Annotated in this window: 10 protein-coding genes and 1 riboswitch; of the genes, 3 read left to right on the forward strand and 7 right to left on the reverse strand. The window is 69.6% G+C overall.

The window, feature by feature from the left end; genetic code table 11:
- Positions 1-119 precede the first annotated feature (119 nt).
- The 5 genes from GGR64_RS05465 to GGR64_RS05485 form a co-directional block, all read right to left on the reverse strand.
- Positions 120-2,072, reverse strand: a complete 1,953-nt coding sequence (locus GGR64_RS05465; RefSeq protein ID WP_184644446.1) for an alpha/beta hydrolase — start codon at positions 2,070-2,072, stop codon at positions 120-122.
- On the reverse strand, positions 2,069-3,049 hold the full coding sequence (locus GGR64_RS05470) for a DUF4105 domain-containing protein (RefSeq protein ID WP_160966679.1): 981 nt from the start codon (positions 3,047-3,049) through the stop codon (positions 2,069-2,071). Before GGR64_RS05470 ends, GGR64_RS05465 begins: the two co-directional genes overlap by 4 nt.
- Positions 3,050-3,141: 92 nt before the next feature.
- Positions 3,142-3,717 carry a TetR/AcrR family transcriptional regulator gene (locus tag GGR64_RS05475; RefSeq protein ID WP_160966677.1) on the reverse strand — a complete coding sequence of 192 codons (576 nt, stop codon included), beginning with the start codon at positions 3,715-3,717 and terminating at the stop codon, positions 3,142-3,144.
- Positions 3,718-3,799: 82 nt separating this feature from the next.
- Positions 3,800-6,514 (reverse strand): phosphoenolpyruvate carboxylase, encoded by a 2,715-nt coding sequence (gene ppc / locus GGR64_RS05480; RefSeq protein ID WP_184644448.1) that lies wholly within the window; start codon positions 6,512-6,514, stop codon positions 3,800-3,802.
- Between the two features lie 163 nt (positions 6,515-6,677).
- A complete protein-coding gene (locus tag GGR64_RS05485) occupies positions 6,678-9,206 on the reverse strand; it encodes a prolyl oligopeptidase family serine peptidase (protein WP_260302850.1) in 2,529 nt (842 codons plus the stop codon).
- A gap of 152 nt (positions 9,207-9,358) precedes the next feature.
- A riboswitch (S-adenosyl-L-homocysteine riboswitch) is annotated at positions 9,359-9,458 on the forward strand.
- A 33-nt stretch (positions 9,459-9,491) separates the two neighbouring features.
- On the opposite strand from GGR64_RS05485, the gene ahcY reads away from it, so the two are divergent.
- The 3 genes from ahcY to GGR64_RS05500 all read left to right on the forward strand — a co-directional run bounded on the left by ahcY (position 9,492) and on the right by GGR64_RS05500 (position 11,793).
- On the forward strand, positions 9,492-10,937 hold the full coding sequence (ahcY, locus tag GGR64_RS05490; protein WP_160957428.1) for an adenosylhomocysteinase: 1,446 nt from the start codon (positions 9,492-9,494) through the stop codon (positions 10,935-10,937).
- A 270-nt stretch (positions 10,938-11,207) separates the two neighbouring features.
- Positions 11,208-11,492 (forward strand): DUF1778 domain-containing protein, encoded by a 285-nt coding sequence (locus GGR64_RS05495; RefSeq protein ID WP_160966673.1) that lies wholly within the window; start codon positions 11,208-11,210, stop codon positions 11,490-11,492.
- A 1-nt stretch (position 11,493) separates the two neighbouring features.
- On the forward strand, positions 11,494-11,793 hold the full coding sequence (locus tag GGR64_RS05500; protein ID WP_160957430.1) for a type II toxin-antitoxin system RelE/ParE family toxin: 300 nt from the start codon (positions 11,494-11,496) through the stop codon (positions 11,791-11,793).
- Positions 11,794-11,897: 104 nt separating this feature from the next.
- Here GGR64_RS05500 and GGR64_RS05505 read toward each other — a convergent pair whose 3' ends face one another.
- Both GGR64_RS05505 and GGR64_RS05510 read right to left on the reverse strand, forming a co-directional pair.
- Positions 11,898-12,050 carry a hypothetical protein gene (locus GGR64_RS05505; protein WP_184644450.1) on the reverse strand — a complete coding sequence of 51 codons (153 nt, stop codon included), beginning with the start codon at positions 12,048-12,050 and terminating at the stop codon, positions 11,898-11,900.
- A 131-nt stretch (positions 12,051-12,181) separates the two neighbouring features.
- Positions 12,182-12,943: a class I SAM-dependent methyltransferase gene (locus tag GGR64_RS05510; RefSeq protein WP_260302851.1), complete on the reverse strand. Its 762-nt coding sequence runs from the start codon at positions 12,941-12,943 to the stop codon at positions 12,182-12,184.
- Between the last annotated feature and the right edge of the window lie 222 nt (positions 12,944-13,165).

Raw genomic sequence — 13,165 nt, forward strand, 5'->3', positions numbered from 1 at the left:
ATCCGAGTTGCGTGGAGCTGGCTGCAGGGATGCGTCGCCCGCCTCTCGGTGGGTGCGGTGCGCGACGCAATGCCGCCGACGCGCTCCGAGACGCTGGGCGCGGCTGCGCCGCGGTGTCCTCAGCGCGGCGTCGCGGCGGCGTCGACCTGCAACTGCGCGTGCAGGATGCGGCGGATCTCCAGGATGGCCTGCGGCGTCTCCTGCACGCTGTGGCCCGAGGTGATCACCAGTTCGGAGACCGCGCCCGGCAGATGTGCGCTGCGGTACGGCACCAGCCCGTCATCGGAGTCGGCCAGCGGCACCGCCGGATCGCGGCGGGCGATGATGGTGTGGTAGCGCACCGCCGGCGCGATCGGCAGGTCCGCCGCCGCGCGCACGAACGGATCGGTGTCGCGCAGGTTGTCGATGCTGTTGGGCACGCGCACCGGCGCGCCATCGGGGCCGTCGATCCCCTGCAGCAAGGTGTTCAAGCGATCGAACAGCGTCACCGGCAGGCGTACCAGGCGCCCGGCCAGCCGCCCGAGGCGGCCTTCGGCGAAGGTGGTGCCGCGTTGCGGCGCGGCGATGAAGATGGCGCGGTCCACCTCCGGCAACGGCGCGAAGCGCAGCAGCGGCTGCAACTGCGCCAGCGCCTGCGGATCCAGCGGGCGGCGGTCGCCGCGTGCGCCGATCAGCTCGTTCCACAGCGTGTCGCCGGAGTCGCTGACCAACAGGCGCCCGATCACCCCGCCCATGCTGTGGCCGATCAGCACCATGTGCTGCGAGGCCGGCGCCTGCCCCTGCGGATCGAAATGGCGCAAGGTCTGCTGCAGTAACGCATCGATCTGCGTACGGTTCCAGGCGATCGGCATGTTGGTCGGGTAATAGACCTGCCAGATCTGGTAGTGGCGGCGCAGCTGCTCGTCGCCCATCAACTCGTTGGCGACGTTGACCCAGGCTTCCGGACTGCTGGCCAGGCCGTGCAGCATCAGGATGATGCGCCGGTCCGGATCGTACGGCTGCATCAGGTACAGATGCGGCTGCTCGATGCCATCCTCGCGGCCGAGCATCGAGCGCAGCGACTGCCGCGCGAAGCCGGCACGGGCCAGCCACAGGCCGTAGGCGGCGGTGAAGTTGGCCGCCAGCGGCAGGCGTTGGCCGTGCACCTCGACCTCGCCGTCGCGATACGGATCGTAGGGCGCCACCACCACGCTGCGGGTGTCGAGCACCTGCGCCAGGCTGTCGCCGTCGAAGCGCAGCAGCACCGTGGTCGGCGCATACGGCATCTCGCTGAAGGCCGGCGCGTGCGGGTCCGGCGCGGTCTTGGCGGCGGTTGCCGCGGTCGGGTCGCCGACCTTGGACGGTGCGATCTCCGCGACCAGCTCGGCGCCGAAGCCGTCGCGCCGGTAGGTGCTGCGCAGGCCATCGAAGCGCAGCGTCGACGCCGGCAGCATCGCGTCCGGCCGCGCCACCCCGCCGGGCAGGCGGAAACTGCCCATGTCCGCGCGCACCTGCCAGCCAGCCGTGCGCAGCATGTCGTCGTCGTGCAGCTCGCCGCTGGCGCTACCGGCGCGCCAGCGCAGGAACAGCTCGCCGACCACCTGCTGCACCGCGTAGTTGTAATAGTCGCGCACCTGGGTCTGCCGGTCCTCGAATGCGCGCGCGCTGGCCGGACGCTGGGTGTAGAACAGGTAGGCATAAGCGTAGCGAGCCGCCTCCAGCCAGGCCTGCAGCGTCGCATCGTCCAGCGCCCTCGCCTGCCGCGGCGTGCGCACATTGGCCGCATGCACCCACAGCTCCGACAGGGTCGCCAGCCGCCGCTCCTGGTCCAGCCCCTGCAATGCGCGCAGCTGCGTGGCGCAGGCCGCAACGTCCGCCTCGCAAGTCTTGGGATCGAGCGCGAGCACGCGCAGCGTCTCCAGGCTGGCGTCGCTGAGCTCGCCGGTGCTGAGGACGTCGCCACGCTGGGTCGCGATGTAGTCGGCGGCGCTGCGCGACTGCACGCTGACCATCGCGCAGCCGGTGCCGAGCAGCAGCGCGGCAGCCAGCAGCCCGGTGCCGGCGCACCAGGCAAGACGTGTGCGCAGGGTCATGGCGTGGCCGCGGGATCGTCGCCGGGAATGCCGGCGCGAATGCGCGTGGAGAAGTCGGCGTCAGCGCCCGCAACCCGCGCGCGTTCGCCGATACGGCCGCGCGCGCGCAGCGTGGCCAGGCTGTAGCCGGGCATGAAGCCGTGCTGCGCGTAGACGTAGGAAGGCAGGTAGCCGGACAGCAGCAGGCGGACGTCGAGCGGCAGCGCGGGATCGAGCTTGCGCGCCAGTTCGAACACGATGGTGGTGCAGTTGCTGGTGGCGGTGTTGTAGAACCGCGGCGTGCGCTGCAATTGCTGCGCCCGCGCCACGTAGCCCAGGAACAGCTGGCGCAGTTGCGCGCGCGAGAGGTTGAGCCGATACAGGTACACGTCCTCGCCGCGCACGTTGCTGCGCACCGCCAGAATGTCGCGCTCGTCGGCAGCCACCATCACCTGCTCGAAATTGCGGAAGAATCCGGCCAGCGCCGAGAACGCCTCGCCGCGCTCCTTGCGGATCTCCAGCGAGAACACCACGCGACGGCCGTCGTCGAAGCCGAACGAGACCAGGGTGTGGGCGATCGCCGGCCCCATCCAGTACGACAGCGCCAGGTCCGCCGAGGCCAGTCGGTCCAGATCGTAGCGGCGGGTCTCCCAGTGCGGGGTGTAGTCGTGGTCGCTGCGCCAGGCGAAGTTGCGCACGTTGTGCAGGGTCACCACGTGCCCGTCCACCTGCGGCTGCAGCAGTTGCGCGACATCGTCGGCCCAGTCGCGGTTCTGCTGCGGCTGCAGCGCCGACCAGCCCACCGCCATGCCCGCGCAACCGACCGCGAACAACAGCGGCAGTACGCGGTACTCGCGCGGATGCCGCAGGCCCCACAGCGCAGCGGCGCCGAGCGCGGCCCACAGCAGCGCCGAGCCGTAGCGCACCACGGCGCCGGTATGCGGCAGGTAGCTCAGGAACAGCGCGCCCCACAGGCTGGCGGCAAGGATCGCCAGCATCGCCAGCGCGCGTGCCAGCCGCCGCGGCCAGCGCCGTCTGGGCGCGCCCGTGTCCGCCGCGGCGCGCTGCCGCGCAGCGCCGGCAGCGCGGCTCACAAGTCCGCCGCCGCTGCGGGCGTGGCCAGGGCGTGGCGCAGCAGGCGGCACCCCCGCTGCGCCAGCGCCTTGCGCTCGGCTTCGTCGCTGCCACGCTGGCAGGCGCCGAGCATGTCCATCGCCAACCCCAGATCCTGGTCGTCCAGGTCGGCACGGCACAGGCCGGCGGCGATCGCACGCTGCAGGTACGGCAGCAGGATCGCCATCGCCCGCGCATGCGCCGCGGCGATCGTCGGATGCTCGCGCGGCATCGACCGCCAATAGTCGGCCAGCGGCGCCGACATCGCGATGTGCTCGGCGACGTCGTACAGCAGCAGGAACAGCCCGTCCGGCCGCGTGCCGATCTCGCGCGCGCAGCCCTCCAGGCCGTCCAGGCCGCGTTCCAGCAGGGCCGCCATCAGTTCGGTGCGGTCGGCGAAATGGCGGTACAGCGTGGCGCGGCCGAGCCCGGCGCGCTCCACCACCAGTTCCAACGGCGCCAACACGCCATGCTCGCAGAACACCTCGTCGGCGGCGTCCAGCAACAAGCGGCGGCGGTGGGCGGTATCGGCTCGCATTTCCATGCGCGGCATTATCGGACAATTTTGTCCGCTTGCAAGCGGATCGCGGTCGGCAGCCGCCGGCATCGACCGGCGGCACCTTGAAGCACTGGCCTCAGCCGGTGTTCTGCACGCCCTGGGCGACGCCGTTGACGCAGGCCACCAGCGCCCGCAGCAGGTCTTCGTCCTCGCCCTCGGTGGCGCGCCAGCGCTGCAGCAGGTCCACCTGCAGCACACTGATCGGGTCGATGTAGGGGTTGCGCAGGCGGATCGACAAGGCCAGCCGCGGATCGTGCTGCAGCAGCGAGGTTTGCCCGGTCAGCGTCTTCACCCAGCCCTTGGTCAGCGCCAGCTCGTCGCGGATGCGCGGGAAGAAGCGCTCGTGCAGCGGCCCGGACAGGCGCGAGAACATCTCGGCGATGTTGAGGTCGCCCTTGGACAGGACCATGGCGATGTCGTCGAGGAAGGTGCGGAAGAACGGCCAGTCGGCCGCCATCGCGCGCAGCGCGTCCTCGTGGCCGGCGTCCACCGCCGCCTGCAGGCCGCTGCCCACCCCGTACCAGCCCGGGATCACCGCGCGCGCCTGGCTCCAGGCGAACACCCAGGGAATCGCACGCAGATTGGACAGCGCCGCATCCTGGCCAAGCCGCCGCGATGGCCGCGAGCCCAGGGTCATGCGCTCGATCACGTCGATCGGCGTGGCCAGACGGAAATAGCGCATGAACTCGGCATCGCCGACAAAGCCGCGATACGCCTGGCTGCTGTGTTCGGCGACCAGGTCCATCACCGGCCGCCAGCCGTCCTCGCGCGCGTCGGCCGCACGCGGGCGCAGGCTCGACAGCAGCACCGCGCCGGTCATCTGTTCCAGCGAGCGCAGCGCCAGTGCGCGGATGCCGTACTTGCGGTGGATCACCTCGCCCTGCTCGGTGACCCGCAGACGTCCGTCGACGCTGCCGCGCGGCGCCGCCTCCAGCGCGCGCGTGGTCTTGCCGCCGCCGCGCACGATCGAGCCGCCGCGGCCGTGGAAGAAGGTCAGGCGGATGCCCAATTCGGCCGCCGCCTCCAGCAGTTCCACCTGCGCGCGCTGCAAGCCCCAGCGCGAAGCGGCGATGCCGCCGTCCTTGCCGCTGTCGGAATAGCCGAGCATCACCATCTGCACGTCGTCGCGCGCGGCCAGGTGGCGGCGGTAGACCGGATCGGCCAACAGGTCACGCAAGGTCGCGGTGCCGCCGCGCAGATCGTCCACGGTCTCGAACAGCGGCACGATGTCCAGCGGCACCGCGCCATCGTCATCGACCAGGCCGCCGCGGCGCGCCAGCGCCAGCACGGTCAGCACGTCGGCGCGGTCGTGCGCCATCGAGATGATGTAGCTGCCCAGCGCGTCGGCGCCGTGCCGCGCGCGCGCATCGGCGAGCGCGGCGAACACCGCGTCCAACCGCGCATTGCCTTCGTCATCGGCCGCCGGCAGGGTCTGCTCGCCGCCGGCGTAAGGACCGAGCAGACGCGCGCGCTCCTCCACCGCCCGCGCGTCCCAGTCCTGCGTGTCCAACGCGGCGGCGACCGCGCGCGCGTGCACGCTGGACTCCTGGCGCACGTCCAGCCGCGCCAGGTGGAAACCGAAGCTGCGCACCCGCCACAGCAGGCGCCGCACCGCGAACCAGCCGGCGTGCAGGCCCTTGTTGGCCTGCAGGCTGTCCAGGATCAACTGCAGGTCGCTTTCCAGTTCGGCCGGGGCGGCATAGGCACCCGGCGCGTCGTCCAGGGTCGCCTGCAGGCGCGCGCGCATCAGATCGTTGAGCAACCGGTAGGGCATGTCGCCGTGGCGCGGCCGCGAGCGCGCGGCGGCCTCCGGCAGCAGCTGCCGGTAACGCTCCAGTTGCTCCAGCAGCGGTGCGCTGACCGCGACCAGGGTGGTCGACTGGCTGAGCAGGCTGGCCAGTTGCCACAGCTCCTTCAGATAGCGCTCCAGCACCGCGCGCCGCTGCGCGTCGAGGGTGGCGGTGATGGTGGCGGCATCCACATTGGGGTTGCCGTCCATGTCGCCGCCGACCCAGGTGCCGAAACGCAGCAGCCGCGGCAGGGTCAGCGCCTGCCCGTAGGTCTCCTCGATGGCGTGCTCCAGGGTCTCGTACATCACCGGGATCACCCGGTACAGCACCTGGGTCAGGTAGAAGCCGACGTGCTCGCGCTCGTCCTCCACGGTGGGACGCACCGGCGAGGAATCGGCGGTCTGCCACGAGGCGGTCAGCGCCATGCGGAAACGCGCCGCGTCGGTGGCGCGCTCGCCCGGGGTGCGCAGGCCGTCGAGGTTGTCGACCAGGCTGGCCACCATCAGCTGTTCCTTCTCCAGCAGCGCACGCCGCACCGCCTCGGTCGGGTGCGCGGTGAACACCGGCTCCACGTCGATGCGCGGCAGCCAGTCGCGCAGCTCCTCGATGCCGACGCCCTGCGCCTTGAGCCGGCGCAAGGCGTCGTGCAGACCGTCCGGCTGCGGCGTATCGGCACTGCTGCGCTGGTAGTCGCGGCGGCGGCGGATGCGGTGCACGCGCTCGGCGATGTTGACCACCTGGAAGTAGGTGCTGAAGGCGCGCACCAGCGCTTCGGCGTCGCGCGGTGCGCGGCCGGCGAGTTGCTCGCTCAGCGAGGACAGCGGCGCGGCACGCTCACGGCGGGCGATCGCGGTGGTGCGGATGCGTTCGATCTCGTCCAGGAACTGCGCCGAGACCTGTTCGGCGAGCAGGTCGCCCACCAGGGCGCCGAGGCGACGCACGTCGTCGCGTAGGGGAAGGTCGGGCGTGGCGAAAACGATACTGCTGCGGGACTCGTTCATCGGAAAACGCATGGCTCGGCAGTGGGGGCGCCGCAAGCCTAACCGAAAAGGGATCGCGTTCCCGTCGGCCGCGGCGACGGTTTCAAAGCGAACCATTTGCACCGCACGGCAGTGCTCTGTGCCACGGCTGCACGAAAACGTGCGGCCGTGGCACAGGCACGACTCAGCGCGACACAGCGCCTGCCGCAGTCGGCGTGGGCGCCGGCCCCAGATAGGTGCGCAGCCAGCGCTCGCTCTCGGCCAGCATCTGCAGCACCGACTCGCGCGCGCGGTAGGCATGCGCCTCGTTGGGCAACATCACCAGCCGCGCGGTGCCGCCGTTGCCCTTGATCGCCGCGTACATGCGCTCGCTCTGGATCGGGAAGGTGCCGGAGTTGTTGTCCTCGGCGCCGTGGATCAGCAGCAGCGGATCCTTGATCCGGTCGGCGTAGTTGAACGGCGACATGGCCTGGTACACCGGCTGCGCCTGCCAGTAGGTGCGCTCCTCGGACTGGAAGCCGAACGGCGTCAGCGAGCGGTTGTAGGCGCCGCTGCGGGCGATACCGGCCTTGAACAGGCGCGTGTGCGCGAGCAGGTTGGCGGTCATGAAGGCGCCGTAGGAATGCCCGCCGATGGCGATGCGATCGCGATCGGCGACGCCGCGCCGCACCACCTCGTCCACCGCCGCCTGCGCATCGGCGACCAGTTGCTCGACATAGGTGTCGTTGGGTTCGCGCGCGCCCTCGCCCACGATCGGCATCGACGGGTCGTTGAGCACCGCATAGCCCAGCGCCAGGAACGCCTGCGGCCCCCAGTAGCCGATCGCATTGAACCGATACGGCGAATCGGTGACCTGGCTGGCGGCATCGGCGGATTTGAACTCGCCCGGGTAGGCCCACATCAGCATCGGCAGCGGGCCGTCGCGCTTGGCGTCGTAGCCCGGCGGCAACAGCAGGGTCGCGGTCAGCTCCACGCCGTCCTTGCGCCGGTAGCGGATCTGCTCCTTGTGCACGTCGCGCAACTGCGGCGTGGGATGGGTGAAGCGAGTCAGCGCCACCGGCTCGGCGTTCGCGCTGTCGAGCCGATAGAAATTGCGCGGCTCCTGCGGCGTCTCGCGGGTGATCAGCAGGCGCTGACCGCTGTCGTCGAGCAGAGCCTGCGGCACCGCGTAGTACGGCGCCTGCGACTGGAACAGGCGGGTGCTTTTCCGCGTGTCCAGATCGTAGCGGTCCAGGAACGGCCGATCGCCCTGCGGCGAAGCGCCTTCGCCGCGCAGGAACAGGCTGTGGCCATCGGCGGCGATCAACAGGCGCGGGTTGCCGGCGGCATCGCGCTCCGTCACCGGCGTGCCGGGATCTGCGTAGCGGTCCTCCTGCGAACGCTGCGCCAGTAGCTGCGGCGCCTGCGCGGGATGGTCCGGGGCCACGCGCCACTGCTTGGTCTGCCGCGTCTTCCACCAGAACTCGTCGATCAGGGCCAGATCGCCGCGGCCCCAGGCAATGCCGGCAAAGCGCGACTGCAGGCGCGCCAGCGTCACCGGCGGCGCCTTGAACGGCGCCGCCTGCATCATCACCGCGTCGCGCACGGCCGCTTCGCGCGCCGGGTCGCCGCCGTCCTGGGCTTCCGCCCAGACCAGGGTGGCCGGCGCGTCGCTGCGCCAGTCGATGTCGCGCACGCCGGTGCGCACCGCATCGTTGCCGGTCGGCAGGCCTTCCACCAGCGGCAGCTGCGCCAGCGTGTGCACCGGCTTGCCGGCGCGGTCGAGCACCTCGATGGTGCGCGGGAAGCCACTGGCCGGCACCAGGTAGGAGAACGGCCGCTGCAGGCGCTGCGCCAGCAGATAGCGGCCGTCCGGCGACGGCGCCAGCGACAGGTACAGGTCCGGGTTGGCGATGCGCTGCACCTGCCCGTCGACATCGACCAGCGCCGGCTGCGCGCGCAGTTGATCGTCGAACTGGCGCGCGTCGGCCTCGTTCTTCAGCAGGTCCTGATAGGTGCGCAAGGCGGTGGCGCCACCGCCCGCGGTCTGCTGCACCGCCGGCCCGGTCGGCACTGCATCGGCGGGCGGCGCCGCGCCCTGCTCCTGCGGCTGCAGCAGCACCAGCAACTGGCGGCTGTCGGGCATCCATGCGTAACCGTCGCCGGACACCGTGTTCAGCCGCTCGGCGATCCGCCGCGCTCGCTGCGCGGCGATGTCCACCACCCACAGCTCGTTGGCGCCGTTGCGTGCGTCGACCCGGTTGAAGGCCAGATGACGCTGGTCCGGCGCCCAGGCCATGCCGGCGATCGACAGCGGCGACGGCAGGCCGTCGATGCGCAGCTCGCTGCCGTCGGCGATGCGCAGCAACCACAGTTTGTCGCCGAAGACGAACCGGCTCTGCGAGCGGGTGCGCGGATGGATGCGCAGGCCGGCGAGCTTGAGTTCCGGCTGCGCGACCTGCGCGATGCCGGGCAGCGCGGGCAACTGCAGCATCGCCGCCAGATCGCGTCGGGGACTCAGCGACAGTTGCGGCGGCCGCGGTGCGTCGACGATGGCCTGCAGCGGCGCCGACGGCAGTTGATAGCCGCTGTCGGCCGGATCGGCGGTGGCCGCCGCCGCAGGTGCCGAGGCCGCGTTGGCGGCGGCACTGCCGGCGGCGGCCAGGGCCGCGCACAGCAGGCCGCAGACCGGCCTGGCGACGCGGCGGCGCCCGCGCACTGTGATCTGGTTCATCTCTCCCCTCTCCTTCGCATCGTTCGAACCGACGACGGTAGCAGGGCCGGCGTCGAGCGCCCCCTGTCGATGGTTGGGCCTGGGCGTGTCATCCACGTTCTGACCGCGTGTTCAAGCGCCACACGCGGCAGCCGCTATAATCGGTTACCCCTTGCGCCGAGGGGCGCTGCGACCGGATCGAGACCGCGTTCCCCGTCTCCAGATCCGGCCAGGCTCGGCGCGAGGCTTGAGCGACAACGGCGCCCGGACTTCGCGAGTTTCTCGCCATTGACCGGAGCTTTATCGATGAACGCTGCACTCAAGCGCTTTTCCACCGAGGGCGACTACAAGGTCGCCGACATTTCCCTGGCCGATTGGGGCCGCAAGGAACTGGACATCGCCGAGCACGAGATGCCGGGCCTGATGTCGATCCGCCGCCAGTACGCCACCGCCAAGCCGCTGGCCGGCGTGCGCGTCACCGGCTCGCTGCACATGACCATCCAGACCGCGGTGCTGATCGAGACGCTGAAGGACATCGGCGCCGACGTGCGCTGGGCCTCGTGCAACATCTTCTCCACCCAGGACCACGCCGCCGCGGCGATCGCCGCCACCGGCACCCCCGTGTTCGCCTGGAAGGGCGAGACCCTGGAGGAATACTGGGACTGCACCCTCGACGCGCTGACCTTCACCCTGCCCGACGGCACCCAGACCGGGCCGGAGCTGGTGGTGGACGACGGCGGTGACGTGACCCTGCTGATCCACAAGGGCTACGAGCTTGAGAACGGCTCCAAGTGGGTCGACGAACCGGCGTCCTCGCACGAAGAGCAGGTGATCAAGAACCTGCTCAAGCGCGTGGCGGTGGAGCGTCCCGGCTACTGGACCCGCGTGGTCAAGGACTGGAAGGGCGTCTCCGAGGAAACCACCACCGGCGTGCACCGCCTGTACCAGCTGGCCGAAGCCGGCACCCTGCTGATCCCGGCGATCAACGTCAACGACTCGGTGACCAAGAGCAAGTTCGACAACCTGTACGGCTGCCGCGAGTCGCTGGCCGACGGCCTCAAGCGCGCGATGGACGTGATGCTGGCCGGCAAGGTCGCGGTGGTGTGCGGCTACGGCGACGTCGGCAAGGGCTCGGCGCACAGCCTGCGCGCCTACGGCGCCCGCGTCATCGTCACCGAGATCGACCCGATCTGCGCGCTGCAGGCGGCGATGGAAGGCTTCGAGGTCAACACCGTCGAGGACACCCTCGGCCAGGCCGACATCTACGTCACCACCACCGGCAACAAGGACATCATCCGCATCGAGCACCTGACGCAGATGAAGGACCAGGCCATCGTCTGCAACATCGGCCATTTCGACAACGAGATCCAGGTCGAGGCGCTGTACAAGCTGCCTGGCGTGCAGAAGATCAACATCAAGCCGCAGGTGGACAAGTTCGTGCTGCCCAACGGCAATGCGATCTTCCTGCTGGCCGAAGGCCGCCTGGTCAACCTGGGCTGCGCCACCGGCCATCCCAGCTTCGTGATGTCCAACAGCTTCGCCAACCAGACCCTGGCGCAGATCGACCTGTGGCAGAACAAGGACAGCTACGAGAAGCAGGTATACCGCCTGCCGAAGAAGCTGGACGAGGAAGTGGCGCGCCTGCACCTGGAGAAGATCGGCGTGAAGCTGACCAAGCTCACCGACGCGCAGGCCGCCTACCTGGGCGTGCCGGTCGACGGCCCGTTCAAGCCGGAGCACTACCGCTACTGAGCCGTTGGCAAGACATCGCCATGCAGACAAGAACGGGCGCCGTGAGGCGCCCGTTTTTTGTGCGGTCGGTGCTGCGAGCGCATGGTCGGGAGGCTAGGAACATGCTCGGGAGGCTAGGAATTCGTATCGAGCGAAAACTGCCGGCATCGCTGAGCCAATCCCTGCTCCAAACGGACTTTCCGGCAAGCTGACCGAAGGCGGCTGTCCGGCCAGGCCGCCTGTACCACACCTGTGCTACATTGATTCCACACCAATCGCCTGGAGCTCCCCATGAGCACCACCACCATCCGCCTGCCGGACGCGCTCAAGGCCCGCATCGCCAAGGCTGCGGAAGCGGCCGGCACCACGTCGCACAACTTCATCCTGGAAGCCATCGCCGAGAAGGCCGAGCTGGCCGAGCGGCGCGTCGACTTCCATGCAGAGGCCGAGCGCCGTTGGGGCCAATTCCTCGAGACCGGCGAGAGCATTCCCTGGGACGAGATGCGCCGTTATCTGATGGAACGCATTGAGGGCAAGGACACTCCCCCTCCCGTCCCCCGCAAGTTCGCGAAATAGCATGGCGCACGTCGAGTTCCTGCCATCTGTCAACGAGGACCTACGGCGCATCATCGGCCATCTGGAACAACACGAAGCCGAACATATCCAAGAGCGTCTGAGCGAGATCGTCAGCGCATCGAACGTGCTGACGGACAATCCGCTGATCGGCCGGCTGACGCGCCATGATGTGCGTGAACTGGTCATTGGCCAAGGCGCTCACGGATATATTGCCCTCTACCGATACGTGGTTGCGCTGGATACCGTCTTTGTCCTGGCGATCCGCGCGCAACGCGAGGCAGGCTATGCACGCGATGCCTAACATCAAGGCCGGCGCGCCAACCTGATCGATGCGATGCTGACAGGGACATGGGCGCGCGAAGCCCCACCCCGACTGATTTGCTACAACTGCCCCCCTCGCGCCTGCTAGCGCGGCACTTCGCTGCCGGAAGATGACATGCTGAGTGACTCCCGCAGCAAACTGGCGATCGCGAAGCCAATCGCACCGTGCTTGGTCGTGGCACGAGCGTCGACCAGACCAAACACGATGCGGCGCGGCTGCAGGCGCGGTTCGCCCATGACACCAACGGTATCGACCGGTATCGCATCGGCATGGACACGCAGGCGCCAAAGGTGACATGGCCCCACTGCAGATTCCGCAACGCACACACCGGACATCGCCATCTAGTGCCTGAGACGGCGCAAGTCTTTCAGATCCTGCGCTCGCCAGCCGGCACGTACACCGAAATCTGGATGCGGCTGCGCGCGTGATACGGCGCACGTGCCCAGTCGCTCCAGCGCGCTTCAAGACGCAGGCCGGCGATCTGCGCCATCAGGTCCAATTCGGACGGCCACACGTAGCGGCGGCGCTCGCGGAAGATGCGCGTGCCGGACTCACCCAGCACCACCACGCGCTGGTCGATGCGTTGCTGCAGCGGATCGGGCTGCGAGCACACCAGCATCACCGCCGCGCCGTCGCCGTCGGTATCCGGCACGTCCAGCACCTGGCTGACCTTGCCGCCGCCGTCGAACACCTCTGCCCCCGGCACCGCGGTCTGGATCAACAGACGCCCGTCCGGCGCCAGGCAGCGCGCCGCGTTGACCATGCAACGCAACTGCTCGGCCTGAGTCAGCAGATAACCGAATGCCGCCACCGCATAGATCAGGCCGAACGGCCCGGACACGGGCATGTCGGCGAAGTCGGCGCAGACCAGCTGCAGGCGTTCGCTGCCGGGTTTGGCGCGCAAGGCCTCGAGCATCGCCGGCGCGTTGTCGATGCCGGTGACCGGCACATCGCGATGCGCAAGCGGCAAGCCGAGGCGGCCGGTGCCGATGCCCAGTTCCAGTGCCGCACGGCCCGCGGCCAGCTCGGCGAGGACACCGACGCACTGCTGCGTGACGACGTCGGGCCAGCGATCGTAGAACCGGTCGTAGATCGCGGCCAGGCGGTCGTAGTCGTGGGTCACGGGCATCCGTAGCCACTCGTTGCCGAAGTGGCGCGACGATAGCACGCACTGATGCGACGGGATGGCGCGTCGCACAGGCAACGCCGTGCATGGCAGGCGCTGCAATGAACGGCGACTGCGTGCAATACACGGCACGGCGCAGCAGATGACAGGCGCATTGCAGTTGGCCGCGCTTCAGTCTTTCGCTTGCGTCGCCACACCCAAGCAGGGATGCTTTTCCCGCGTCTG

The sequence above is a fragment of the Xanthomonas sp. 3307 genome, from assembly GCF_014199735.1.
In the GTDB taxonomy this organism is placed as follows: domain Bacteria; phylum Pseudomonadota; class Gammaproteobacteria; order Xanthomonadales; family Xanthomonadaceae; genus Xanthomonas_A; species Xanthomonas_A rydalmerensis.